The sequence below is a fragment of the Curtobacterium sp. MCBA15_005 genome (genome assembly GCF_001864855.1).
GTDB classification, from domain to species: Bacteria; Actinomycetota; Actinomycetes; order Actinomycetales; family Microbacteriaceae; genus Curtobacterium; species Curtobacterium flaccumfaciens.
Window position 1 is genome coordinate 1 of the sequence record NZ_MJGL01000002.1, and the last position, 26,156, is coordinate 26,156.

At 72.2% G+C, this 26,156-nt stretch carries 18 protein-coding genes; 6 read left to right on the plus strand and 12 right to left on the minus strand.

The features are described 5' to 3' along the window. Window positions 1–77 precede the first annotated feature (77 nt). A complete protein-coding gene (ahcY, locus tag BIU89_RS00600; RefSeq protein ID WP_071244168.1) occupies window positions 78–1,556 on the minus strand; it encodes an adenosylhomocysteinase in 1,479 nt (492 codons plus the stop codon). Between the two features lie 103 nt (window positions 1,557–1,659). Next, the gene (locus BIU89_RS00605) at window positions 1,660–1,875 is read right to left on the minus strand and encodes a DUF3499 family protein (protein ID WP_027466499.1); all 216 of its coding nucleotides are present in this window, start codon (window positions 1,873–1,875) and stop codon (window positions 1,660–1,662) included. 59 nt (window positions 1,876–1,934) lie between these two features. On the opposite strand from BIU89_RS00605, the gene BIU89_RS00610 reads away from it, so the two are divergent. Further along, the gene (locus BIU89_RS00610; RefSeq protein ID WP_071244171.1) at window positions 1,935–2,375 is read left to right on the plus strand and encodes a metallopeptidase family protein; all 441 of its coding nucleotides are present in this window, start codon (window positions 1,935–1,937) and stop codon (window positions 2,373–2,375) included. 48 nt (window positions 2,376–2,423) lie between these two features. Here the strand turns inward: BIU89_RS00610 and BIU89_RS00615 are convergent, their stop codons facing one another. The 5 genes from BIU89_RS00615 to manA form a co-directional block, all read right to left on the minus strand. Next, window positions 2,424–3,827: a DUF5719 family protein gene (locus tag BIU89_RS00615; protein ID WP_071244174.1), complete on the minus strand. Its 1,404-nt coding sequence runs from the start codon at window positions 3,825–3,827 to the stop codon at window positions 2,424–2,426. After that, a complete protein-coding gene (locus tag BIU89_RS00620) occupies window positions 3,824–6,661 on the minus strand; it encodes a glycosyltransferase (protein WP_071244349.1) in 2,838 nt (945 codons plus the stop codon). The genes BIU89_RS00615 and BIU89_RS00620 overlap by 4 nt, the downstream gene beginning before the upstream one ends. 178 nt (window positions 6,662–6,839) lie before the next feature. Beyond that, entirely contained in the window at window positions 6,840–7,172 is a 333-nt protein-coding gene (locus BIU89_RS00625) for a WhiB family transcriptional regulator (RefSeq protein WP_081827389.1), read from the minus strand. A 188-nt stretch (window positions 7,173–7,360) separates the two neighbouring features. Further along, window positions 7,361–8,323, minus strand: a complete 963-nt coding sequence (gene galE / locus BIU89_RS00630) for a UDP-glucose 4-epimerase GalE (RefSeq protein WP_071244352.1) — start codon at window positions 8,321–8,323, stop codon at window positions 7,361–7,363. 56 nt (window positions 8,324–8,379) lie between these two features. Next, a complete protein-coding gene (gene manA, locus BIU89_RS00635; protein ID WP_035808868.1) occupies window positions 8,380–9,588 on the minus strand; it encodes a mannose-6-phosphate isomerase, class I in 1,209 nt (402 codons plus the stop codon). A 45-nt stretch (window positions 9,589–9,633) separates the two neighbouring features. Between manA and BIU89_RS00640 the strand changes: the two genes are divergently transcribed. Both BIU89_RS00640 and BIU89_RS00645 read left to right on the plus strand, forming a co-directional pair. Beyond that, window positions 9,634–11,778: an acyltransferase family protein gene (locus BIU89_RS00640; RefSeq protein WP_083404086.1), complete on the plus strand. Its 2,145-nt coding sequence runs from the start codon at window positions 9,634–9,636 to the stop codon at window positions 11,776–11,778. After that, on the plus strand, window positions 11,775–13,175 hold the full coding sequence (locus BIU89_RS00645) for an O-antigen ligase family protein (RefSeq protein WP_051596920.1): 1,401 nt from the start codon (window positions 11,775–11,777) through the stop codon (window positions 13,173–13,175). The genes BIU89_RS00640 and BIU89_RS00645 overlap by 4 nt, the downstream gene beginning before the upstream one ends. A 37-nt stretch (window positions 13,176–13,212) precedes the next feature. Here BIU89_RS00645 and BIU89_RS00650 read toward each other — a convergent pair whose 3' ends face one another. Further along, window positions 13,213–14,580: a hypothetical protein gene (locus BIU89_RS00650; RefSeq protein WP_071244179.1), complete on the minus strand. Its 1,368-nt coding sequence runs from the start codon at window positions 14,578–14,580 to the stop codon at window positions 13,213–13,215. A gap of 90 nt (window positions 14,581–14,670) precedes the next feature. Between BIU89_RS00650 and BIU89_RS00655 the strand changes: the two genes are divergently transcribed. Then, window positions 14,671–15,972: an O-antigen ligase family protein gene (locus tag BIU89_RS00655; RefSeq protein WP_081827387.1), complete on the plus strand. Its 1,302-nt coding sequence runs from the start codon at window positions 14,671–14,673 to the stop codon at window positions 15,970–15,972. Window positions 15,973–16,092: 120 nt separating this feature from the next. Next, on the plus strand, window positions 16,093–17,955 hold the full coding sequence (locus BIU89_RS00660; RefSeq protein WP_071244182.1) for a hypothetical protein: 1,863 nt from the start codon (window positions 16,093–16,095) through the stop codon (window positions 17,953–17,955). 108 nt (window positions 17,956–18,063) lie between these two features. Here BIU89_RS00660 and BIU89_RS00665 read toward each other — a convergent pair whose 3' ends face one another. Both BIU89_RS00665 and BIU89_RS00670 read right to left on the minus strand, forming a co-directional pair. Continuing rightward, window positions 18,064–18,810, minus strand: coding sequence for a polyprenol monophosphomannose synthase (locus BIU89_RS00665; RefSeq protein ID WP_071244185.1), 747 nt, complete (start codon window positions 18,808–18,810; stop codon window positions 18,064–18,066). After that, on the minus strand, window positions 18,807–21,461 hold the full coding sequence (locus BIU89_RS00670) for a glycosyltransferase (RefSeq protein WP_372499879.1): 2,655 nt from the start codon (window positions 21,459–21,461) through the stop codon (window positions 18,807–18,809). Before BIU89_RS00670 ends, BIU89_RS00665 begins: the two co-directional genes overlap by 4 nt. Here BIU89_RS00670 and BIU89_RS00675 point away from each other — a divergent pair. Next, entirely contained in the window at window positions 21,439–22,758 is a 1,320-nt protein-coding gene (locus tag BIU89_RS00675; protein WP_175474949.1) for a glycosyltransferase family protein, read from the plus strand. The genes BIU89_RS00670 and BIU89_RS00675 overlap by 23 nt on opposite strands. Before the next feature lie 181 nt (window positions 22,759–22,939). On the opposite strand, the gene BIU89_RS00680 is transcribed toward BIU89_RS00675, so the two are convergent. Continuing rightward, window positions 22,940–25,453, minus strand: coding sequence for a hypothetical protein (locus tag BIU89_RS00680; RefSeq protein WP_071244188.1), 2,514 nt, complete (start codon window positions 25,451–25,453; stop codon window positions 22,940–22,942). Further along, a complete protein-coding gene (locus BIU89_RS00685; RefSeq protein WP_071244191.1) occupies window positions 25,453–25,869 on the minus strand; it encodes a hypothetical protein in 417 nt (138 codons plus the stop codon). The genes BIU89_RS00680 and BIU89_RS00685 overlap by 1 nt, the downstream gene beginning before the upstream one ends. Window positions 25,870–26,156: the final 287 nt, after the last annotated feature.

Below are 26,156 nucleotides of genomic sequence, written 5' to 3' on the forward strand. Positions count from 1 at the left end.
GCACAACCAAAGTCACCCGGAACCGCGCGATTGTGTGGTTCCGGGTGACTTTGGTTGTGCGGGCCGCCCCGCGGCGCTCAGTAGCGGTAGTGGTCCGGCTTGAAGGGACCCTCGACGGGGACACCGATGTACGCCGCCTGCTCCGGACGCAGCGACGTCAGCTGCACCCCGAGGGCGTCGAGGTGCAGCCGCGCGACCTTCTCGTCCAGGTGCTTCGGCAGTACGTACACGCCGGTCGGGTACTCCTCGCGCCGGGTGTGCAGCTCGATCTGCGCGAGCACCTGGTTCGTGAACGAGTTGCTCATCACGAACGACGGGTGCCCGGTCGCGTTGCCGAGGTTCATGAGCCGGCCCTCGGACAGCACCAGGATCGACCGCCCGGTCGGCAGCCGCCACTCGTGCACCTGCGGCTTGATCTCGACCTTCGAGGCGCCGGGCAGCGCCTCGAGCCCGGCCATGTCGATCTCGTTGTCGAAGTGCCCCACGTTCGCCACGATCGCCAGGTGCTTCAGCCCGAGCATCTCGTCGACCCCGACGACGCCCAGGTTGCCGGTGCACGTGATGACCATGTCGACGGTGTCGACGACGTCCGCCAGGCGCGCGACCTGGTAGCCGTCCATCGCCGCCTGCAGCGCGCAGATCGGGTCGACCTCGCTGACGATGACACGGGCACCCTGCCCGCGGAGTGCCTCGGCCGCACCCTTGCCGACGTCGCCGTAGCCGACGACGAAGGCGACCTTGCCGCCGATGAGCACGTCGGTGGCGCGGTTCAGGCCGTCGGGCAGCGAGTGCCGGATGCCGTACTTGTTGTCGAACTTCGACTTCGTGACGGAGTCGTTGACGTTGATCGCCGGGAACTTCAGCTCGCCGTTCCGGAACAGCTCGTACAGACGGTGCACGCCCGTGGTGGTCTCCTCGGTGACGCCCTGGATGTCGGCCGCGATGCGGGTCCAGCGGTCCGACGACGTCTCGAGTGACCGCGCGACGGTGTCGAGCACGATCTTCCTCTCGGTGCTCGCGTCCGGTTCGGCGACCGGAGCGGCACCGGCCGCCTCGGCGTCGGCACCGGTGTGCACGAGCATCGTGGCGTCGCCGCCGTCGTCCAGGATCAGGTTCGGTCCGGTCCAGTCGGCGCCGGCCGCGGTGGCCTCGTCGCTCCAGTCGAAGATGCGGCTGGTGCACCACCAGTACTCCTCGAGCGTCTCGCCCTTCCACGCGAACACCGGGACACCGGCGGGGGCGTCCGGGGTGCCGGTGGGTCCGACGGCGACGGCGGCGGCGGCCTCGTCCTGGGTGGAGAAGATGTTGCAGCTGGCCCAGCGCACCTGCGCGCCGAGGGCGACGAGCGTCTCGATGAGCACCGCGGTCTGCACCGTCATGTGCAGGGACCCCGCGATGCGCGCGCCGGCGAGCGGCTGCGACGCCGCGAACTCGTCACGCAGGGACATCAGGCCCGGCATCTCGTTCTCGGCGAGGCGGATCTGGTGCCGGCCCGCCTCGGCGAGGGACAGGTCGGCGACGCGGAACGCAGCAGCGGTGCGGGTTTCGGTGGGCATGCCCACAGTCTTCCATGCCGGGAGGCGCGGATCACCAGCCGATCCCGGTCACGTCCCACGGGCCTCCCGTCCGACCACCGCGGCACGTCGCGGACGCGAGCCGTCAGTCGGCGTCGCGCGGCAGCGGCTCGCGCCGCACCACCTGCCAGCCCCGCGGGACGCGCAGGGTGGCCGCGTGGCGGGCGCAGAGGTCGTAGCCGTGCGGTTCGACCCGGGTCGACAGCGGGCCGACGACCACCATGGAGTCGCCGTAGTCGTACGTCAGGGTCGACGAAGCGCTGTTGGCACACGCCACCTTGCTGCAGATCCGCACGTCCATCTCGTCAGGGAGCCTAGCGGAGCGTCCGGCGCGCACCGGTCCCCGCGTACGATGTGGGGATGCGTCGGAAGCCTCGCCTCGTCACCCCGGTCGACCGCGGTCGGGGGCGCTCCCGGCACGGCCGTGGCGGGCGTTCGAGCGTCACCGGACCGGAACTCGCCCCGATCATCACCCGCGCCGAGGCGTTCGACCGGATCGTCGGTGACAGCGCGCACTACCTGCTCGGTCTCTGGCCCGAGGAGCTCTCCGGCGTGGTGTTCCAGGTGGCGGACATGCCGAGCGACTCGACGCTGCCGGACGAGATGCCGCGCTGGCGCATCGACCGCGACGCCCGCCGCGTGACCGTCTTCCGGATCCCCGTCGAACGGGTGAACCGGAGCCCCGAGAAGGACGACTCGGACCGCCGCATCATCATCGAGACCGCGGTGTTCCGCGCCGTCGGCGAGCTGATCGGCAAGGACCCCTGGGACCTGGCACCGGACCGCTACCGCCATTGGTGAGCCACGGCGGGCCGCCGACGACGTCCGTCGACGCGCGTCCGCCGGGCGTCAGGGGTAGACGCGGACCGGGGTCGACACCGCGGTGGCCGAACGGATCGGGAACCCCGCGATCCCGTCGTCCCCGAGGTAGCTGACGCCGGCGACGACGCCGTCGGCACCGGTGATCGTGAGCTGCTTCGCGGTCTGGACCGACAGGGTCTCGGTCGCTCCCGACGGCACCTCGACCCGACGCTGCTCGTCGCCCGAGCGGATCGTCACGGTGCGGTCCGATCGGGTCGGGTTGACGAGGTTCAGCCGTGCGCCGTCGCCCGGGGCGATCGAGGTGATCGCCCGCTCGCCGAGCGGCTCCGCCGACGCGAACCAGCCGAGGTCGGTGCCGTCGCCGTCGGTCGGGGTCGTCGTGCGGGCCCCGGCGACGATCGGGACGGTCGAGGTGATGGTGAACGAGTACCGGCCGTCCGGAAAGTCGTCGAGCGGGACGTCGGTGACGACGCCGGGTTCGGCGGTCGCGTTGACGGTCGTGCCGCCACCGTCCGCCGTCGTGATGCCGAGGGTGACGCGTGCGGACCGCTCGCCGGGCACGAACAGCCGGACGACCGGTGCGGCGTCCGCGGTGTCGCTGCCGCGCTGGGCCGCCTTGGCGTTCGCGAGGGCGACCGCGGGGATCACCTGCGAGCGCGTGGGCGCGGCGCCGCCGGAGACGATGTCGTAGCCGCCCGGCGTGAGCGTCCGGACGACGGTCTCCTGCATGTGTGCCACGATCTGGCCGCCGGATGAGGTGACGTGCACGACGGTCGAGGCCGCGTCGGAGACGAAGCCCGAGAGCGGGACGACCTTCTGCGTGTTCGGCGCCACGACGATCCCGGTGGTGCCCGGCGCGCTGACGGTGCCGTTGCTGTCGAAGATCGCCAGGTCGACGGTGGCGTTCACGTCGGTCGGGTTCGACAGCGTGACGAGGCTGGTGCGCCCGGTCTCCGTCGAACCGCCGACGAGCCAGGTGGACTGGCTCGGGTCGTCGCACGAGGCGGCACCGGCGCCGACGAGGTCGCCGTTCGAGACGCTCTGGAAGCTGCTGCCCGCGACCTGCGGCGTGGTCTCCCCCGCCGGGGCCGTCAGCAGCCTGGGGTCGCTGCCGCCGGTGGTCGAGGCGTCGAGCTCGGACCGGTCGACCGTCGAGCCCGTGGTCGCGGTGGCGACGGTGGCGGTGCCGACCGTGCTCGCCTGGGTCGCGTCGTTGCCGGCGTCGTCGGACAGGCGCAGGGCGCTGCCGGCGCAGACGCGCTCGGCAGCGGCCGGGATCGGTGTGACCGTGCGCCCGGCCGGACGACCGGGCTCGGAGTCGGTGCCGTAGGCGTGCGCCGCGGTGACGGCGCCGGCGGCGACGACGACGGCGACCGCCGTGGCGGTGCCGCGGACGACCCACCGGCGGACGGAGGCGGGGGTGCGGCTCATTCGTCTCGCTCCTCGTCGAAGGTGGTGGCGGGTTCCTCGGCCTCGATGACGTTCGAGGTGGCACGGCGGCGGCGCGGTGCCGTCGGGACCGCGAGCAGGGCTGCGGCGCCGAAGACCACGCCGAGCACGACGAGGTACAGCACGTGGGTGGCCTGGGTCGCGGCGGAGCCGGAGCGGGTGCGGTCGACCTCGCCGTCGTAGTGGAACAGCTGCCCGTTGGTGGTCTCGCCGATGCTCGTGAAGAGCGCGTTCTGCCCGATGGCGCCCGCGGCCCGGTCGTGCACCGTCTGCGCCTCGGGGTCGTCGTCGGCGTCGTCGATGAGCACGAAGCTCACGCCGAGCTCACGGAGCGCCGGCCGCGGGTCGTACCCGCTGCGGCTCGCCAGGTTGCCGGCGAGCGTGGTGAGCCGTGCGCCGGACTCGCTCAGCCGGAGTGCGGTGGCGTCGAGCGTCGACTGGTCGTCGAGGGTGGAACCCTGCCCGCGCTCGAGCGTGACCGCGAGCGATCCGTCGTCCTGCGGGACGACCACGAGTGTGCCGACGTCCGGGTTCGCCTGGGCCTCGGCGTTCACGTAGGCGCTGAGCACCCGGCCCGTGGTCGGCTCGATCGTGGCCGTGCCGAGGTAGAACGCTGCGAAGGCCGGCGCCACGGCGACCCCGGCGAGCACGGTCGCGACGAGCCCGGTGACCGGGGCGGCCCTGGGCAGCACGTCGATGCCGATGCAGGCCGCGACCACGAGGGCGAGCCAGTACACGGACAGACCGCTGCCGGGCCAGACGATGGTGGTGGTCGAGCCGACACCGGTGACGGTGACGTGGGTGGCGGCGAAGGCCGTCGCGAAGCCGAGGAGCGCGATGACGAGCGCCGAGCCAGCGACCGCCCAGCGGTGTCCGAGCATCGCCCCGATCGCGGCGACGGCCACGGGGAGCGCGAGGACGGCCATCACGATCGGCAGGGCCGCGGCGACCAGTCCGAGCCCGGAGGTGGCCGGGAGCCAGCCGCTCCAGTCCGGCAGGGGCTGCCCGATGGCCAGCTGGAGCGCGGACGGCGCCCGGGTCGCGGACGGCACACCGGGGTCGGCGAACACGGCGAGCAGGTTGCCCCGTGCCGCCTGCGCCAGGATCAGCGGCAGGAACAGCACCGCGGTCGGCACCGGGATGAACACACGACGGTGTGCCCGGCGCCAGCCGACCAGGAGCGCCACGAGCCAGCCGATCAGCAGGACCGGCAACAGCGACGGCGCCGAGGCGGCGACGACGGCGAACAGGAGCGACGCGCCGGAGGCCCACGCCCACGAGCGGTGCGCCTCGAGCACGGCGACGAACAGCCACGGCAGGACCAGGTGCGCGATCACGGCGCCGAGGTGCCCGGTGGTCACCGCGCCGACGAGCGACGGGGCGATCGCGTAGAGCGACGCACCGATGACCGGGACCCACGTGCGGGTCGTGACCTTGCGCACTGCGAACCAGGCGCCCAGGGCGGACAGCGGGAACGCGACGAGCATGACGAGCACGACCGCGGTCGACGGCGACCAGAAGACGATCGAGCCGAGCACGGCGAGCACCGCGGCGAAGGGGTCGGACGGGCCGGTGAAGCCCGTGCCGAGCGAGTGGAAGCCGTACCCGACGTTCTGCCAGAGCTGCCCCGGGGTCGCGGAGAGCGGCAGGAGTCCCCCGCCGGTCAGGGCCGGCGACCCGAGCAGCGGGTAGAGCGTCACGACGCTGAGCACCGCGGCGGCCAGGACCACCCAGATGCCGCCGTCGCTCAGGAACGACGCCCGCGCGATCGGGGCGTCCTCGACCCGGGCGAGTTCGACGTCGCGCGAGGTGGTGCGGTGTTCGTGCACCCGCCGCCAGCTCACGCGGAGCGGCTCGACGGCCGCCCAGCCGAGCTTCTTGGTGCGGGCCAGGTTCTTGCGCGCGCGCCCGGTGCCACCGCCGAACGCGACGGCGAACGCGGCGGAGAGCTCGGGGACCACGGCGGCGGGGTGCTTCGCGACGAGGTGTCCGAGCGCGCGGCCGATCGCGAACGGCACGAGCGTGAGCCAGTGCAGCCAGACCAGCGCGGCCGGCGCGTAGGTCATCCGGCGGTGCAGCTGCGCCTGCCGGTGCATCCGGACGCGCCGCGCCTCGGACACACGCTTGCGACCGAACTCCTCGATCGGTCCGGCGCTGGTGACCTTGGCCTCCGGCACGAGGGCGACGCGGTGTCCGGCGAGACGGACCCGCACCGAGAAGTCGAGGGCCGCGTCGACGTCCGGCAGCGCCGGGTCGAAGCCGCCGAGTTCGTTCCAGACCGAGCGGCGCACCAGCATGCCGCCAGCGGCGACGGCGAGCACGTCGGTGTTGCGGTCGTGCTGGCCCTGGTCGAGCTCGTCCTGCACCAGCACGATCGACCGGCCGAAACGGGTCATGCTCTCGCCGAAGGCACGGATGAGCGAGGGGTCGTCGTCGGCGACGAGCTTCGGACCGGCGACGACGACGGACGGTGCGATCTCGACGGCGGACAGCAGCTCGGCGAGCGCGGTCGGTGCCGGCGCGTTGTCGTGGCCGAGGATCCACAGCCACTCGTCGACCGGCTCGTCGGTCGCTGCGGGCGGCGCGCTGCGCTCGCCCTGTCGGACGGCGTCGCCGAACGCCCTGCCCGCGGGGAGACGGACGAGCTGCGCGGACCCACCGAAGGACAGTTCGGCGGTCGATCCGTCGGTCGTGCCGACGTCGACGACCACCAGGTTCTCGGGGTGGCGGGTCTGGGCGGCGAGCGCGTCCAGGGTCCGGTCGAGGTGGGCCGCCCCGTTGGCGGCGACGAGGATCGCGGTGACTCTGGGCTGCATGACGGGCGTCACTCTACGGTCTGGAGGCGCGGTGTCGGCTGCGCACGGCGGCGCGCCGTGAACCTGTGGGCGCGCTCACTGCACGGTGCGGGACGGGCGGAGGTGGTCGCCTTCCGGCGCCTTCGTTGCAGGCTCCTCAGGGGCGCAGTCGCACGGCGCTGGCGCGCCGTGAACGCTCCTACGCCCGCTTCCGCAGCTTGCGGCGTTCGCGCTCGGAGAGGCCGCCCCAGATGCCGAAGCGTTCGTCGTTCTCGAGCGCGTACTCGAGGCACTGCGCCCGGACCTCGCACGAGGTGCAGATCTTCTTCGCCTCGCGCGTGGAGCCGCCCTTCTCGGGGAAGAACGCCTCGGGGTCGGTCTGCGCGCAGAGCGAGTCGACCTGCCAGGCGAGCGGGTTCTCCTCGTCGTCGGTCTCCGGACGTCGGACACCCGGGACGCCGAGCGCCACGGGATCGACGTGCCAGTCCTCCGGAACTCCGGCGTGGAACTCGGAACCGTTCACCCTGATCACCCCTGCCGCCTCGACAACGAACCCCAACTCTTGCGGCCGTTGCCTGTAATTACAGCGGTGTCATTCGCCTGAGTCAAGTCGCGGATCATAGAAGGCACTGACCGCTCCAGCGTGTCATGTCCCCCGTTTGGGCGTGTCGCACCGCACAGGTGGGCCTTCCGGGGGACAACTGACGCGTCCTCAGGCGCTCAGGAGGCGCTGCGACGGGCCTCCCATGCGCTCGACACCATCTCGTCCAGGGAGTGCCGCATCGCCCACTCGAGGTCACGGGCGGCGGCCTCGCCGGTCGCGACGATGCGGGCCGGGTCGCCGGGGCGCCGCGGTGCGATCTCGGGGTCGAAGGCGATCCCGGTGCCCGCCGCCATGGCGTCCATGATCTGCCGGACGCTGACGCCGTCGCCGCTGCCGAGGTTGTAGGCACGCTCGAGCGGCTCCCCCGCCTCCAGCTTCTGCGCGGCCACCGCGTGCGAGTGCGCCAGGTCGGCCACGTGCACGTAGTCACGCACGCAGGTGCCGTCCGGGGTGGCGTAGTCGTCGCCGTTGATCCGCGGGGTCCGGCCGGCGAGCAGCGCGTCGAAGACCAGCGGGAACAGGTTGTGCGGGCTGGCGTCGTACAGGTCGGGCTCCCCCGAACCGACGACGTTGAAGTACCGCAGCGACGTGGTGGTGAAACCCGCGGCGACCTCCATGTCGCGCAGCAGCCACTCGCCGATGAGCTTCGACTCGCCGTAGGGCGACTCCGGGTTCTTCGGGGTGGACTCGACCACGGTCTCGACGTCCGGGGTGCCGTAGACGGCCGCGCTCGACGAGAACACCGCCTTGCTGACGCCGGTCTCGGCCATCGCACGCAGCAGGGTGGCCATGCCGGTGACGTTCTGCTCGTAGGTGTGCAGCGGACGCTCGACCGAGACGCCGGCGTACTTGAACCCCGCGACGTGGACCACGCCGGTGACCTCGTGCTCGCGCAGGGTGCGTGCGACGAGCTCGCCGTCGAGGATCGTGCCCTCGACGAACGGCACGTCGTCCGGGACGAACGCGCGGAAGCCGCTCGAGAGGTCGTCGAACGCGACCGTGTCGATGCCGGCCGAGCGCAGTGCTCGGACGACGTGGGACCCGATGTACCCGGCACCGCCGGTGACCAGCCAACTCATGCTCGCCACGCTAGCGGACGTCGGCGACGCCCCGGTCGCGGCGCCGGCGTCGCGCCCTAGGCGCCGGTGGCGATGAACACGGTGGACGTGATGCCGTCCGACGAGTCCGCCTCGACCGTCACGTCGCCCTCGTCCGGCGTGACGAAGCACGACTCGCCCTTGCGGAGCAGGGTGGCGGACTTCGCGCCGACGAGCGTGACGACGCCCTCGGTGCAGACGGCGATCGACGGGCCGACCAGCGGGGCGACGCCGCCGGTGCTCAGTCCCGCGGGGCGACCGTCGCCGTCCACCCGCAGCAGCGCGAACCCGACGCCGTCCGGCGCGAACCGGTCGACGCCCGGGGCGATGCGCTCCGGCTCGAGGACCGGGGCCGGGTACGCCGTGAAGTCGAGCACCCGCAGGAGCTCCGGTACGTCGACGTGCTTCGGCGTGAGCCCGCCGCGCAGCACGTTGTCCGACGGCGCCATCAGCTCGATGCCGAGTCCGTCGAGGTAGGCGTGGATGTTGCCGGCGGGCAGGTACATGGCCTGCCCAGCGGCGAGCGTCACCCGGTGCATGAGCAGGGAGACGACGATGCCGGGGTCACCGGGCCAGCTGGTCGCCAGGTCGCGGACGGTCGCGGTGTTCGGGGTGAGCAGGTCGTCGTCGAGCGAGACGGCCAGGTCGCTCGCGGCCTGCACCACGGCGAGCGCGGACTCGTCGGCGGTCTCGAGCCAGCGGACGGTGTCCTCGAGCCCGTGCAGCAGGTGCACCTCGAGCGGACCGAGCCGTCCGGTGCCGGCGTCGAGCACGCGCACCTCGGCCAGGGTCTCCTCGACGGGGCGGAAGCCGCTCAGCGCCTCGAACCGCTCGCTCAGCGCGACGACGAGCTCGGGCTTCGGGAACGGGTCCTTGTAGTTGCGTGCCGGGTCGTCGAGCGGGATCCCCTCGCGCTCCTCGCGGGCGAACCCTTCCTCCGCCTGCTCCGGGGTCGGGTGCGCCTGCAGCGAGAGCGGTGCCGCCGCCGCGAGCACCTTGAGGAGGAACGGCAGGTCGGTGCGGTCCGGACCCAGTGCGGTCTCCGGCTCGTCGGCGATCCAGTCACGGAGCGTGTCGGCCCCGCCGACCATGGCCGGGTTGACGACGACACTCGGGCTGCCGGCGTGGGCGCCGAGCCAGAGCTCCGCCTGCGGGGCGCCCGTGACGGTACGGCCGAGGAGCTCCGGGATCGCGGTGACCGAGCCCCAGGCGTAGTCGCGGGGGGTGTTCGTGATGCCGAGGAACATGGGCCAGAGCCTACCGGCGCGGCGCGCGACACTAGAATCTCCGCGATGTCTGCAAGCACGGTGGAACCGCCGACCCGAGGATCCCTCCGCACCTCTTCGCCCCGGTCGACCGACCCGACCCGGTGGGACATCCAGGGGCTCCGCGCGTTCGCGGTCCTGGCGGTCGTGCTCTACCACCTCTGGCCGGCACGTCTGCCCGGCGGGTTCGTCGGCGTCGACGTGTTCTTCGTCATCTCGGGTTTCCTCATCACCGGACACCTGCTCCGCGAGCTCACCGCCACCGGCCGGATCGGGCTCGCCGGGTTCTGGGCGCGCCGGGCGAAACGGCTGCTGCCCGGGGCGTTCATCACCATCGTCGCGACCGGTTCCGCCGTCCTGCTGTGGGTGCCGAGCGCGCTCTGGGGGCAGTACGGACGCGAGCTCATCGCGTCGACGGTGTACGTGCAGAACTGGCAGCTGGCAGCCGACTCGGTCGACTACCTGGCGCAGGGCAACCGGCCGTCGCCGTTCCAGCACTTCTGGTCGCTGTCGGTCGAGGAGCAGTTCTACATCGCGCTCCCGCTCCTCCTGCTCGCCGCACTGTGGGCTGCTCGCCGCATGCGCCGATCGGGTGCCGACCCGGTCACCGTCACCCGGGTGCTCCTGGGGGCCGTGGTCGTGCTGTCGCTCGCGTGGAGCATCATCCAGACGCAGACGGCCCCGGGTGTCGCGTACTTCTCGACGGCGACCAGGGCGTGGGAGTTCGCGCTCGGCGGCCTCGCCGCGACCCTCCCCCTGACGGCACCGCGGACGACGCCGGCGCGGTCGGTGCGCATCGTCGGCGCGTGGCTCGGCGCAGCGGGGCTGGTGGTGTCGTTGTTCGCCATCACCGCGTCGACGCCGTTCCCGGGCATCGCCGCGGCCCTGCCCGTCGTGTCGGCCACGCTCGTCGTGCTGTTCGGTGGGCACTCCGGCCTGCAGCGCGTCGGCCGGTCCACCCCGGTCGCGTTCCTCGGCCGGATCTCGTACGCGGTCTACCTCTGGCACTGGCCCGCGGTCGTCCTGCTGCCGATCGTGCTCCGCCACGACCTCACGACGAAGGACCGGCTCGCGATCCTGGTCGGCTCGGTCGTGGTCGCCGCCGTGACGACGCTCGGCATCGAGGAACCCCTGCGGTTCTCCGCGCGGGTACGGTCGCTCCGCCCGCGGCGGGTCGCGCTGTACGGCGTCGTCAGCACCGCCCTCGTCGTGGCGCTCGGTGCCGCGTCGCTCACCGCCCTGCACGTGCAGCAGGTCCAGGCGGCCGAGTTCCAGGAGCGCCTGAGCACCGGTGACGTCCGGTGCTTCGGAGCGGCGGCACTGATCTCGTCGTCCGATCCCTGCGTCAACCCGGCGCTCGCGGCGGTCCGCGTCCCCGCTCCCGCGAACGCCCTGGAGGACGACTCGAACCGGCCCGCGTGCTGGTCGAACGACTCGAGCGCGTTCAACGTCTGCGCGCTCGGCCCGAAGTCCGGCTACACGAAGCACCTCATCGCGATCGGCGACTCGCACAACAACGTCTTCGTGGACACGTACGAGAAGATCGCCGAGGCACGCAACTGGCGCATCGACGTCGCCGGGCACCAGAGCTGCTACCTCACCACGGCGGTGCAGAGCGCTGGCTCGCAGAAGCAGGTCGACGACTGCAACGCCTGGAAGCAGAACGCGATGGCGTACCTCCGCTCCCACCGGGACCTCGACGGTGTGATCGTGACGCACTCGACCGGCAACGGGCCGGTCGAGCCGGCGGCCGGCGAGTCCGAGGAGGACGCCGTCGTCGGCGGCCTGGTGCAGGCGTGGCAGGCCGCGGCCGACGTCGGGATCCCGATCGTGGCGCTGCGCGACAACCCGGGCGCGCGACCGGACATCGTGGCCTGCGTGGGGCAGATGTCCGGACCGACCACCGACGAGTGCGACTCCAGCCGTTCGGTCGGGTTCACCCTGTTCGACGGCTCCGAGCAGGCGGTCGCCCGGATGCCGGACAAGGCGCGCCTGATCGACCTGTCGCGCTACTACTGCACCGACACGATCTGCCCGGCGGTCATCGGCGGCGTGCTCGTGCACCGTGACCGGACCCACCTGACGAACACCTTCGCGGTGACCCTGGCCCCGTACCTCGGCGACGAGATCGCCGGCGCACTCGACACGTTCGGCGGCGACGGTCGTCGATGAGCACGTACCCTGACGTCGTGACGAACACCTGGCCGCTGTCCCGCGGGACCGTCCCCGAGCGAGAGGCGTTCTCCTTCGGGGCAACCCTGCTGTTCGTGCTCTTCGCCGGGGACGCCGTCCCCAACACGCTCACGTGGGTGGGCGGGGCGGTCCTCTGGGCGCTCGTCGCCGCGTGGGGTGTCTCGATCCTGGTCCGGGCGCGTCCGCCGATCGTCCGGACGCCCTGGGCGCTCTGGTTCTTCCTGGGCTGGTGCCTGGTGTCGGTGGCGTGGTCGCACTGGCGTCTCGCGACGCTCGCCAGCATCACCGCGCAGGTGATCTGCGTCGCGGTGGCCTTCGCCGTCGCGTCCACCCTCACCTGGCGCCGGATCCTGGACGCGCTGAGCCTCGCCATGCGCTGGGTGCTGCTGGTCTCGCTGCTGTTCGAGGCGTTCGTGGCCGTGGTCGTGCGCCATCCGATCGTGCCGGTCTGGACCGACTACGGCGACCGGGACATCCCGGACGCGTTCTACTTCTCGCGGGCCGAGCTCCTGACCGGCGGACGCATCCAGGGTCTGCCCGGCAACGCGAACCTGCTCGCCATGGTGGCCCTGCTCGTCGCCATCGCCGTCGCCGTGCAGTTCGCCGAGGGGCGCATCCGGCGGAACCGTGCCGTCGGCTGGCTGGTCCTGGCCGCCCTGGTGCTCGCCCTCACGCGGTCGTCCACCGTGCTCGTCGCGGCGCTCGTCGTCGTGGTCGTCCTCGTCGTCGCGCTGTGGATCCGGAGCGTCCCGACCGAGCGGCGGACCCCCAGGTACCTGGTCGTCCTGCTCGGCGCCGCGGTGGTCGCCGTGGTCTCGTCAGCGGCGAGCGGAGCCGTCTCGGAGCTGCTCGGCAAGGGTGCCGACGCGACGGGCCGCGGGCAGATCTGGGACCGCGTCCTCGGCCTGGTCGATCAGCACCCGGTGCTCGGGTGGGGCTGGATCGGCTACTGGTGGCCGAGCATCCCGACGCTGGCCGACCTGGCGCACCGGAAGGGTGTGACCTACCTGCAGGCCCACGACGCGTACCTGGACGTGTGGATGCAGACGGGGTTGATCGGGCTGGTGCTGTTCGCCGTGTACGTCCTGACCACCCTGAACCGCTCGTGGTCGTCGGCGACCCGCATCGGGTACGGGGCGACGCAGGTCCCACGGCCGTTCGACCCGGTGTCCCTGCTGCCGCTGCTCGTCGTCGTCGCACTGCTCGTGCAGTCCGTCGCCGAGTCCCGGTTGCTCTACCAGGGCAACTGGGTGCTGTTCGCCCTCATCGCGATCAAGACGCGCATCGTCCTGGTCGGCGAGGAACCCCACTCCACGGGCGACGGCCCACGCACACCGGCCGCACGACGCGAGTTCCGGCTGCCGACCGGGCGCTGACCGCCTCCCCGGACACGGATCGAGCACACCGGGGCCGTCAGCGCTCGAGCAGTCGCGCGCACGGCACCCGTGAAAGCCACGGTGCTTTCCGGACGGCGACCGCACCCGTCGGGTCCCCGTCGCACGCCGCGACCGCCGCCGGGATCTGTGTCGCCCAGACCGGACCATCGCTCCGGCGGGTCGGGCCCGGCCCGACGTTGCCCAGCGTGGCGACGACCACCACCGCGACGACGCACCAGCCGGTCAGGAGACGGACGAACCGGGTCGGCGCCGAGCCCGAGGCCTTCCGCCTCGGCTGCTCCCCCAGCAGGACGCTCGCCGCGACGACTGCGCCGGCGAGCAGCAGCAGGCCGGACGCAGCGGCGTAGCGCAGCGGCGGGACGGCCGCGAGGGCCGCGGTCGGCGCCGCCCAGGGCTGCGCCTCGCCGCCGTTGGCGTACAGCGCCGCCCACCACAGGCCGCCGGACGCCACGGCGAGCGCCACGATCACCCACCGGGCTCGCCACTGCGCGACCACGACGGCGGCGACGAGCACGGCGGTCAGGAGCACGACGGGGACGACCACGACGCCCCAGCCGTGCGTCACCACGGAGCGGACGGCGGCTCCGACGTCGGGGTTCCAGATCCCGGCGACCGGCTGCAGCACCCAGCCGGCGATCACGTCGGCGATCGTCGGCGAGCCCGCGGTGCGCGAACGGTGGTCGGTGGCCGCCGTCACGATCTGTGCGACGCCTCCGGTCAGGGCGACCACCGTGACCGGGACGGCGCGGGGCCACGCCCGGGCTCCGGACGGATCCCGTGGCGGCCACCACGCGAGCCCGAGGAGCGGGAGGAACAGCACCGCCTGCAGCTCGGAGAGGACGACGAGGCCGGTCAGGACGGCGACGACGGCGGAGCCCCACCAGGTCCGTGCCCGGTACGCGAGCAGCCACGGCACCGCGAACAGCAGGAACCAGTGGAGGTTCGCGGCGTTCCCGGCGATCTCGAACGGGGCGAGGGGCAGCAGGGCGGGCACCGCGGCGAGCAGCGCACGGAGCGGCCACTGCGGCACGACCTCGCGGGACAGCACGAACACGGTCGCCGCCACCGCCCCGACGACCAGGCAGGCGCCGACCGACAGCGCCCGGGCGTACTCCTCGACGGGCACCGACCAGGCGACGTCGACGAGCACCCGCGGCACGAGGTGCAGGTACCCGGCGTACGGGTGCAGGAGGGAGTCGACCGGGCCGAGGGCGAGGCGTTCCCGGAGGAACACACCGCCGTCCTCCGCCCACACGGTCCCCCGGGTCGCCGGACCGAGGCGCCACCACGTGAGCGCGGCCACGACCACGCCGACCACGAGTGCGGCGCCGACCGCGCCGAGGGCGTGGAACGGGCGGGGGATCGTGCTCGCGGGGCGCTGCATCGTCGGACGACGCTAGCCGGTTCATCACGGATCAGCGATATCGACGCTCCGCGATGCCCGGCTCCGAGGTGCGTGCGCCAAGATGGTCGGGTGACGGACGGACGGTTGACGAAGCGTGTGCTCGCGCGCCGCTACCTCTCCGCGTGGGTCGGGTTCTCCGCCGGTGGACGGTTCAGCCAAGCGCTCGCGACGGTCATCGTCCTGTTCGCCTTCGGCCAGCCGACGGTCGAGGCGCTCGTCGGCCGTGCCGGGGTCTGGGCCGTGCTCGTCGCCCTCGTCGTCCTCGCCGGGCTCAGCCTGCTCGGCCAGCGCTACCGGATCGAGTGGCACGGGGTCCTCCCGCTGTCGCTCCTGGCCCTCGTCGGCTACTGCGCCCTGAGCGTGCTCTGGAGCGAGTACTCGTGGGTCGCCCTGCGGGGGCTCGTCAGCACCGTCTGCTTCATCGGCCTCGGCCTGTACCTGGCGCTCGGCCGCGACCTGGTGCAGCTCATCCGGGCGTCCGGCGACGCCTTCCGCATCCTGCTCGTCGCCGCGCTCGGCCTCGAGGTCCTGTCCGGGCTCGTCCTCGACCTGCCGATCCCCGCGTTCGGGATCCAGGGCACCATCGCCTACGGCGGCCCGATCCAGGGCATCGGCGGCACCCGCAACTTCATGGGGTTCATCGCGGCGATGGCCCTCGTCACCTTCGTCGTCGAGTTCCTCACCCGCTCGGTGACCACCTGGCGGGCGATCGGGTCCGTCGCCCTCGCCGTGATCGCGCTGATGCTGGTGCAGTCCCCCATCACCGGTCTGGCGATGATCGCCCTCGCGGTCACCGCCCTCGCACTGTGGTCGCTGCGGCACGCCCGCCCGACGACACGTCCCGTGGTCAACGGGGTCCTGGGCGGGACGGTGCTGCTCATGGTCGCCGTCGCCGTGCTCGCCCGGCACCGGGTCCTCGCCGAGATCGGCGCAGCGGGCGGTACCGCGACACGGCTCGACCTGTGGTCGCAGATCCGCGTGTTCATCGGCCAGTACCCGATCCAGGGCTGGGGCTGGGTGGGGACCTGGCCCCGGGAGGCAGTCGTCCCGTACGTCACCTTCATCGACCCCGCCGGGCACCGGTTCACCTCCGGGCTGAACGCGTTCATCGACGCGTGGCTGCAGATCGGTCTCGCCGGCACGATCATCCTCGGGCTGACGGCCGTGCTCGCGTTCGCACGCGCGTGGGTGACGGCGACGACGTTCCCCGGCGTCGCCTACGTGTGGCCGGCCGCCGTCCTGGTGCTCCTCGCGGTCACCAGCACGGCGGAGAGCTACCTGCTGCACGGCGCGGGCCTGATGGTCTTCGTGGCCGTCCTCGTCATCGCGGCACGACGTCGGTCGTGGCGTCGGCACCTGCCACGCACCTGATCGCCGAGCCGTGTGCCGACGGACACACCACCGCGCCGTCGAACGCGCTCCCGTCACCGGGTGCCCCTAGACTGCCCGGGACCGTCAGGGGGACGGTCCTCGTCGTCAAGGAAGCACCACATGCGCCTGCACCGCCGCCTCGCTCTCGTCCTGACCACCGCGCTCGTCGCCACCGGCGTCGCCGTCGTCGCACCCGCGACCGCGGCCGACGCCGCAGCTCCGGCGACCGGTCGCTACACGCCGATCGACACGACGCGCGTGTGGTCGGGCGCGCTCGGCACGACGCCGAAGGCCGTGAAGATCGCCGGTTCGGCCGGGGTGCCGACGAACGCGACCGCCGTCGTCGTCAACGTCGAGGTCGCGAAGCCGACGGCCGCCGGCTACGTGCGGGTGACGCCGGCAGGCAAGGACGCCACCGTGGCCACCCAGGACTTCGCGGCCGGCCAGACGATCGCGAACCTCGTGACCGTCCGCCTGGTGAACGGGTCGATCCAGGCGAAGCTCTCAGCGGGCACCGCGAGCGGGTACTTCGACGTCGCCGGCTACTACGCCGACGGCGCCGGAGCGACGTACACCCCGCTGGACGCCGCCCGCGTGTTCAGCGGCCCGGTCGGCACCAACCCCGTCCCCGTGCCGCTCGCCGGCCGCGGCGGGATCCCCGCCGACGCCACGGCCGTCGCCGTCAACGTCGAGGTCAGTGGGCCGACGACGGCGGGCTACGTCCGGGTGACGCCCGCCGGGCAGGACCCGCAGGTCGTCACGCAGCTGTACTCGGCCGGGCAGTCGCTGTCGAACCTCGCCATCGTGAAGCTCGTCGGCGGTGCGGCGCAGGTGAAGCTCTCGAAGGGATCGGGGACCGTCTTCATGGACGTCGCCGGGTACTACTCGAACGCGTCGACCGGTTCGGTGTTCGTGCCGATCGACACCACGCGCGCCTTCGCCGGAGCCGTGTCGACGACCGCGGGCACCGTCCGGCTCTCCGGCGTGGCCGGGGTCCCGGGCACCGCGACCGCCGTCGTCGCCAACGCCGAGGTCACGAAGCCCACGACGGCCGGGTACCTGCGCCTCACGCCGGCCGGACAGGACCCCCAGGTGGCGACGCAGCTGTTCGACGCCGGGCGGCCCGTCGCGAACCTCGTGATGGCCAAGGTCACCGGGTCGAGCGTCGACCGCCGGGTGCAGGCCAAGGTCTCGCGCGGCTCGGCGCAGCTCCACCTCGACGTCGCCGGGTACTTCCTGGACGGCTCGAGCGGGACCGGCTTCGGCGCCGACGTCTCGTGGCCGCAGGGCGGTTCGCCGTCGGACTACCCCGTCGGCCAGGCGTTCGGGATCGTCGGTGTGAACGGTTCGCTGCCGAACCAGGACAACCCCTCGCTCGCCCCGCAGCTCACGTGGGCAGCCGGGTCCACGGGCGGGACGTCGCAGCCGGCGACACAGCTCTACGTGCTCGCCGCGAACCCCGGAAAGGCCGCGTCGGTCTGGCCGCGGACGAACCGCGACCCGGGTGGCACGACGGTCACGAACCCGTACGGCACCTGCACCGGCGGCTACGACCAGGCGTGTTCCTTCATGTACGGCTACACCCGAGCGTACGAGGACACCCACACCCGTGGGGTCCCCAACCCGTCCTCCCACCGCTGGTGGATCGACGTCGAGACGGGGCTGTCCTGGCTGACGGCCGCCGATGCGAAGGACCACCAGACGCAGAACCGCGCGGACATCGAGGGCATGGTCGCCGCCCTGCGGGCCGCCGGGGTGTCCACCGTCGGCATCTACTCCACCGGGTACCAGTTCTCGCAGATCGTCGGCACCGTGCCGACGTCGTCGCCCCTGCGCGGACTGCCGAGCTGGCTCGCCGTCGGCGAGGACGGGGTGGCGGCCGCGCAGAAGGCGTGCTCCGGTGCCGGGCTGACCGCCGGCAGCCAGGTCCGGATGGTGCAGTACGTGGTCGACGACCAGGACCGCGACGTCACCTGCGTCTGAGCCGCGACGAGCGCCGGACCGGAGGCGCGGTGCCCGCCCGCACCGCGCCTCCTGCCCGGCGACGTGCCGGGACACCGCCGTCGCGGGGCGGGCGGATCAGCCGTACCGTCAGGCGCGCGGCCGGCGCCGGAAGCGGCGCTGGAGTCCCCACCGGGTGACGCGGACCATGGCCTCGACGACGACCGAACGGCTCATCTTCGAGACCCCGTGCACACGATCGCGGAACCGGATCGGCACCTCGACGATCCGTCCGCCCAGGTCGTCGACCCGCAGGGTCATGTCGATCTGGAAGCAGTACCCCTTCGAGTCCACCGTGTCGAGGTCGATGCGCGCGAGCGACTCGGCCCGGTAGGCGCGGAAGCCCGCCGTGACGTCCCGCACGGCGACGCCGAGCAGGATCCGGGCGTAGGTGTTCGCGCTCCGGCTCAGCGCCTGCCGCGACAGCGGCCAGTCCACCACCGACCCGCCCGGGACCCAGCGTGACCCGATCGCGAGGGCGACCGACTCGTCGTCGCGGACGGCGTCGAGCAACGCCGGCAGCCGGTCGGCGGGGTGCGAGCCGTCGGCGTCCATCTCGACGAGCAGCGGGTACTCGCGCTCGAGTCCCCACCGGAACCCGGCGACGTAGGCGGTGCCCAGGCCGAGCTTGCCGCTACGCTCGACCAGGTGCACCCGCGGGTCCGTCGACGCGATGTCGCGGACCACCCCGGCCGTGCCGTCGGGGCTGCCGTCGTCGACTACCAGGACGTGCGCCGTCGGCACCGCCCGGAGCACGGCGGCCGTGACCGCACGGACGTTCTCGGCCTCGTCGTACGTCGGGACGACGACGAGGGCCGAGGCCGGTGCCGGCGTCACCGGTTCGTCAGGCGCCGCTTGATCTTGCCCGCGACGCTGCGCGGACCCTCGGTGCGGAAGTAGTGCACAGCACGGCCGACGTCGTAGCGGACGCCCGACAGCGGCTTGCGCTCGGGCACGCGCACGCGCATCTGGTGCGGTTCGACGGCCGAGACGGTGTCGCGCACCGACTTGTCAGCCGCGCGGACGGGGTTCCGGCAGAACTCGACGAGCGGCGCGAGGACGTTCTCCCACGTGAACTGCTCGCGGATGCGGTCGACGTTGCCGATGAACTCGGCGCGGGCCTTCTTGTCGAAGAGCGCGGTCTCCAGTGCGTCGGCGAGGCCGTCGATGTCCTGCTCGTGCACGGCGATCCCGAGCTTCTCGGCAGCGACCAGGTCACCGAAGGAGTCACCGGCGGTCGTCACGATCGGCAGACGGGCCCACAGGTAGTCGAGGATCCGGGTGCGGAACGAGAACGTCGTCTCGAGGTGCTCGTAGTGCGTCGAGACACCGGCGTCGGCCTCGAGCAGGTACGCACCGCGCTCCTCGTACGGGATCCAGGCGTCGTTGAAGAAGACGTTCGTGCCCGTGAGTCCGAGGGCGTCGGCCTCGGCACGCACCTTGGCGACGATGTCCATCTCGGGGACGTCCGGGTTCGGGTGCTGCACGCCCATGAAGAACAGCTTGACGTTCGGCTTCCGCTCGGCGAGCCGGCCGATCGAGCGCACGAGCGTGATCGGGTCGAACCAGTCGTAGATCCCGCCACCCCACACGACGAGCTTGTCGGTCTTGCCGATGCCCGGCACCACGCCCTTGACCCGCTGCTGGTCGTGCACGGGCGGCGTCGAGGAGAGGCCGAACGGCACGACGCCGATGAGCGAGCGCAGGTCGGGATCGCGGGAGTACGTCCGCGCGTTCACCCGCCCGGACCCGGCGAGCTGGCCGAGCCAGAACATCCGCTGCCGTTCCGAGGCGCAGATGAAGTAGTCGCCGAGCTCGAGCTGGTGGTTCAGCGTGTCCGAGGCGTCGAGGATCTGACGGTTCCACTGGTCGACGTCGTCGCTGCGGCCCTGCTCGAGCTGCTCGAGGTGCAACGGGTCGTAGACGTCGACGACGAGGATCTTGCGCGTGGACTCGAGCACCGGGAACAGCCGGAGCGCGTGGCCCTGGACGATGATGACGTCCGCCCACGCCTCGTGCTCGACCATCTGCCGCGGGTGACGGTGCGGCACGGTGACGACGTCGTACGTCGGGTCGATCTGCGACGAGCGCGTGAGGCTGATCACACGCACGTCGTGCTCGTTCGCGAGCTGCTTCGCCATCTGGGTGGCGCGGATCGCCGGGCCGGCCATCTTCTCGCCGATCGAGTCGCCGGTGATGATGAGGACGCGACGACGGGTCCCGACCTCGAGCACGCCGAGCGAGTGCACGATCTTGTCGTAGCCGGCCAGGTAGTTCTCGATCGGGTACGCGGGCTCGTCACGGTTGCCGAACAGGCGCAGGAGCTCGCGGTCACTGCGGACACGGCTCGCCTGGATCGCGCGGCGCGACTCGGTCATCGAGGGCAGCTGCTCGACGAACTGGTCGACGCCGTAGATGCCCGCCATGCTCGTCTTCGGCACCGGGATGGTCGGGACGCTGTCGTCGCCCGGGTTGCGGAGGTCGAGCTCGGTGGAGTCGAGTTCACCGCGGCCGACGGCCCGGCGCACGGCCAGCGCAAGCGATCCCGGCAGTGCCGCCGCGAGCTGCTCGTCACCGAGGTTCTTGTACAGGGTGAAGAGCGCGTTCCGCTCGAGCAGGTACGTCTCGCGGAAGTCGCCGAACTTGTTCATCGACGCGTGGTGCTTGTGGAACGCGACCGACTTCGGCTGGTAGCGGAAGCGCCACCCGAGCAGGTTGAGGCGCCATCCCAGGTCGACGTCCTCGTAGAACATGAAGTAGCGGTCGTCGAACCCGCCGAGCTGCTCGAACAGCTCCGCACGGATGAACATCGCCGCACCCGTACCGAACAGCACGTCCGTCTCGGATTCCCAGCGGCCGGTGTCCGGCGACCCGGCGAAGGGCTTGTAGCCCATGCCGTACCAGGTCATCGCGGCCTCGGTGAAGTCGACGTTGACGCCTTCCCAGTCGAGGACCTTCGACGCCACGGCACCGATGTCCGCGCCGGCGGCGAAGGTCGCCATCGCCTCGCGCACCCAGCCGGTGTCCGGACGGGCGTCGTTGTTCAGGAACGCCACGATCTCGCCGGAGGAGTGCTCGACGCCGAGGTTGCAGCCGCCCGTGAACCCGAGGTTGGCACCGGAGTCGACGAACGTGAAGTCGAGGTCGGAGGCCTTGAGCCGTCCGACGTGCTCGGGGCCGGAGCCGTTGTCCACGACGATGACCTCGAGCCGGTCCTGCGGCCAGTCCTGCTTGCGGAGCTCGGCGATGCTCGTCAGTGTGTCGTCCGTGCCCTTGTAGTTCACGAGAACGACGGACACGACTCCTGGCTTGCGCTCTGTCACGGCGAGTTCCTCCAGCTGCAGCCGCGGGCGCGGCACGGGTCGGTGATCCGGCCGTCGAGGATGCCCGACGGCCGACAACACCCTACAAGGCGCAGCACGGCGCTCGGCGGAGGTCGTGCCCGGGTCGGGCACAATGGGCACCGTGACGCACCACTCGATCCCCACGGCCCCCGCCCCGTCCCCGCTCGCCGCCGAGTACGACGCGATCGCTCGTGGCGACCACGCGACGGGCAGCAGGGGGACGATCCGCTTCGCGGTGTCGACGGACGACACCACCGAGGGCAAGGGCGACCTGTTCGTCGCGCTCGGGCTCGCCCGGGCGCTGCGTGCGCACGGCTGGGGCGTGGACCTGTGGCCGATCCGCCGCTGGACCGAGGACGTCCCCGACGACACCACCGTGCTCGTCAGCATGATCGAGTCGTTCGTCCCCGGACTCGTGCCGTCCCGGACCGCCACGGTGGCGTGGGTGCGCAACTGGACGGCACAGTGGGCATCGTCGCCCTCCCTCGCCGAGTTCGACGCCGTGTGGGCGTCGTCCTCGATCGCCCGCGACGCCCTGTCCGAGGTGGTCGACGTCCCCGTCGAGGTGGTCCCGATCGGCGTCGACCTCGACCTGTTCCGGCCCGACGTGGACGGGACGCCCGGCCCGCGGACCGGACGCACGGTCACCACCGTCAACTTCTGGGGTGCCAGGCGCGGCGTGCAGGACGTGCTGCAGCAGGTGGCGCCGGCCGAGCCCGTCGTCTGGTTCGCCGCCAACGTGGAGCACGTCGATGCCGCCCCGGGCGTGGAGCTCCGGCCGGCGGTGTCGTACTTCGCCCTGCCCGAGGTCTACCGGGCCGCCGCGTTCGTCGTCGACGACGTCATCGCGCCGGCCGCCGAGTTCGGCACCCTCAACTCACGGCTGTACGAGTCGCTCGCGTGCGGCGCGCTGCCGGTGACGAACTGCGCGCTCGGTCTCGACGAGCTCGGCCTGACCGACGTCCCGGTCTTCACCGATGCCGCCTCGCTCGAGCGCGCGATCGCGATGCCTGCCGACGAGCGCGACGAACGCGCCGAACGGCTCCGGAACGTGGTCGTGGAACGCCACTCGTACGCCCGACGAGCCGAACAGGTCGCCCCGTCGCTCGACGCGGCGCTGGAGCGGGCAGCGACCCGCTCGGGCGCGCGGCACCCGCTGCTGCGGTGGGCGGCGCTGCAGCGCGAGGTCCTGCGCGCGACCGAGCAGGAGCGCGACGTGCACCGTGCCGGGGTCGACGACATCAACCGCCGGCTCATCGTGTCCGAGGAGGCGGTCGCGGTCCTGGACCGGGCCCGACAGGACGCCGAGGCCGCGCGGCGGCACGCCGAGGCCGAGCGTGACGCGATCGCGACCCGGTACGACGCCCTCACCCACTCCGCCGAGTTCCGTGCCCTCGACCGGCTCGGCGGCGTGGCGCGAGCCCTCCGGCGCCGCGGCTGACACCGGCGCCGCGGCTGACACCGCTGCCGCGGCTGCGTGCGCCCCGGGCTGGACGACGACGGAACGGGAGGCGCGGTGCCGGCTGGCAGCTGGGCCCACGCCGGCCGGTTCAGGGCCGACGCGCCAGCGGCGGACCGGCCGTGCCCGGTGGGGAGCCTTCCGTTCCGTCGTCCCGGACCCGCTACGAGACCGTCACCGTCTTGGTGCCGAAGTCCTTGTAGGCCCCGCCCGGCAGCTCCTGGTACCAGATGCGCACGGTGTGCTTGCCCGGCTTGACGCCGCTGAGCGTCGTCGCCAGACCGACGTCGGAACCCCATCCCGGGTGTGCCCGCTCCACGTCGGTCCGGACCGCGTTCGCCGTGCCGGAGGCCGCGCCGACACCGTCGAGGTGGATCTTGTACCTCACCGGGGCGAACGTGTCCGGGTCGATCGCCCAGCCCTTGACGGCGACGGTCCCCCGGCCGCCCGTCGCGGCGTCGTAGGCGCCGTACACGGCTCCGGTCTTGCCGGTGGGTGCGGGGACGGCGTCCTGCACGGTCACGGACTTCGTGCCGAAGCTGACGTAGTTCCCGCCGGGCAGGTCCTGGTACCAGACCGTCACCGTGTGGGTGCCCGCCTTGACGCCGGTGAGGGTGACCGCGAGCCCGAGGTCGTCACCCCACCCGGGCTTGGCGGCGGCGATGTCCGCACGGACCGCGTTCGCGCTGCCCGCGGTGGCACCGACGCCGTCGAGGTGGATCTTGTACTTGACCGGGTCGTAGCGGTCCGGGTCGATCGCCCAGCCCTTCAGGGCCACGGTGTTCGGACCGGCGGTGGCCTGCTCGAACGAGCCGGTGACGGCGCCGGTCTTGCCCGTGGTGCCGGTCGACGGCGGGGCCGCGACCGTGACGGTCTTCGTCCCGGCGCTGACGTAGGTGCCGCTCGGCAGGTCCTGCCACCAGAGGGTGACCGTGTGCTTGCCGGGGGTGAGGCCGGTGAGCGTGGTCGCCAGGCCGTGCGACGATCCCCACTTCGGGTAGGACTTCGCGACGTCGCTGCGGGCAGCGCTCGCGCTGCCGGCCGCCGCTCCGGCACCGTCGACGTGGATCTTGTACCGCACCGACGCGTACGTGTCCGGGTCGATCGCCCAGCCCTTCAGCGCGACCGAACCGATGCCGCCGGTGGCCGACTCGAACGAGCCCTTCACGGCGCCGGAGGTCCCCGTCGACGCCGTGACGGTGACGGCCTTCTGCGCCACGCGCACCCAGGTCGCGCCCGGCTTGTCCTGGGTCCAGAGCGACACCGTCCGCGATCCCGCCGCGACGTTCTGGATCGTCCTGGAGAAACCGACGGTGCTGCTGGCACCCGGGTACTTCGCGGCGATGTCGGTCCGCTGGACGTCGGCGGTCGCCGAGATCGCGCCGACACCGTCGACCTGCACCTTGTAGGCGGTCGCGGCGGACGAGTCCCGGTCGAGCGCCCACCCGCTCACCGCGATCGTGCCGGTGCCGCCGGTGACGGTCTCGAGGCTGCCCACCGGGGCCGCTGCCGGCACGGTGACGTCACCGCAGTTGAGCAGCGTGTTCGCGCCCGCGCCGACGTTGATGCCGAAGACGCAGACGGTGTGCTTGCCCGGCGTGATGCCCGTGAGCGTCGTCTGGAAGCCGTGTGCGGTGTTGCCCGAGCCGAGGCGCGAGGCCAGGTCGGTGCGGTTCGCGTCGGCCATCACCGACGCCTTGCCGACGCCGTCGACGTAGAACTGCGCCTTGATCGAGGCGGTGGTGTCCGGGTCGGCCGTCCAGCCGCGCACGGCGATGGTGCCGCCCACGTTGCCGGACTGCGAGTCGACGTGCCCGATCGGCGAGGACCCGCCCGTGGGCGATCCGAACCAGTCGGTGTACATCCGCCAGAAGTTGCGGTTGCCGTAGGCCGAGCAGGAGTCACCGGTGCCGTAGAGGTTCGACATCGCCGCCGTGTTCGGCGTGTACGGGGTGTAGATGTACAGGCCCGCGGTCGCCTGGTTCTTGATGTAGACCGTCTTGCGCCCGCACGCCGCGTTCGGGTTGTAGAGGATCGAGTTGTTGCGACCCGCCTGGTACGCCCACGACGTCGGCGACGCCTGGTAGCGCTTGAACTGCAGTGCCGCGGCGTAGACCTGCTGGCCGAAGCCGTAGTACGCCGGGTCGCACGGGGCGGTGTCCGGGCAGGCGAAGCCGGTGGCGTGCAGGTACATGTAGCTCGTCGGCGAGTTCGTCGCGACGATGCCCTGCTCCTTCTGCAGCAGGACCAGCAGCACCTTCTGGCTGATCCCGCACGCGGCACCCACCTGGGCGATGACCGTGGCTGCGGACTTGTTGCCGCCGGGGATCGCCGAGCACCGGTTCGGGACGACCCCGATGGCGCTCATGTTCTGCGTGAAGTCCTTCAGGCAGGCCGGGCCGCCCGAGGCGCGCTTGCAGTTCGGTGCGACGCTGTTGAGGAACGACTGGACGGCCGATCCGCTCATCGCGTCGCCGTCGTAGAAGTTGGCGTCGCTGATGATGTTGCCGGGGTCGAAGTTCGCGGGGACCGCGGCCGAGGCCGGTTCGGTCGTCGTCTGCTCGGACACGATCGTGCCGATGGTCAGGCCGCTCACCGCGATCGCCAGGGCGGCGGTCATGCCGAGCACCGCGCGCAGGGGTCGACGGTGACCGCCACGGTCGAGGATGGAACGCATCACGGCACCTCCGCCGTCATCGGCTCGGACGTGGTCGACTTGGACCCGACCGAGTACTGCAGGGTGATGGACCACGTGCCGGTCGACACCTGGCTCGCGGGGAACGACGCCTGCGCGCAGTTCACGGACGAGGCGCTGGCCTGGGCCGTGCTCGTCGCGCTGCGGGTGACGCCGCCCTTCTTCGCCTGGAAGGTGCAGGTCCCCGAGGCGTCGGTGGTGCCGGACACCAGACCGCCCGCCTGGAGCGTCTTGCTGCCGGCGTCCCAGCCGGAGAACGTGACGACCGCCGTCGCCGGGAAGTCACCGGGGTCGACGTCGGGCTGCGGGGTCTCGCCGCTGCCCGGGAAGGCCGTCGGGACGTCGTCGTCGGACGGCTCCGCGGTCGGCTGGGTCGACTCGGGCGTCGAGGGGGTCACACTCGGCGACGTCGTCGGGGTCGCGCTGGCCGTCCGCGTCGCGCTGGGCGAGGGTCGGGGGTCGTCGCCGGAGGAACACCCCGCCGCGAAGAGACTGAGAGCACCGACCACCGCGAGCGCAGCGATCGACCGTGGAGCAAGCTGCATGCTTTCGGGCCGTCCTGTGGTTGTTGACAAGGGTCCGGGTTGCGTCAACGGTAACCCCAAAGTGAAGGTTGAGAGTTGTTCTCGCGCACTTTGCCCCCCGCTCGGGGGCGGAGTCGCCAGGGATTCCGCGCACGGGGCGC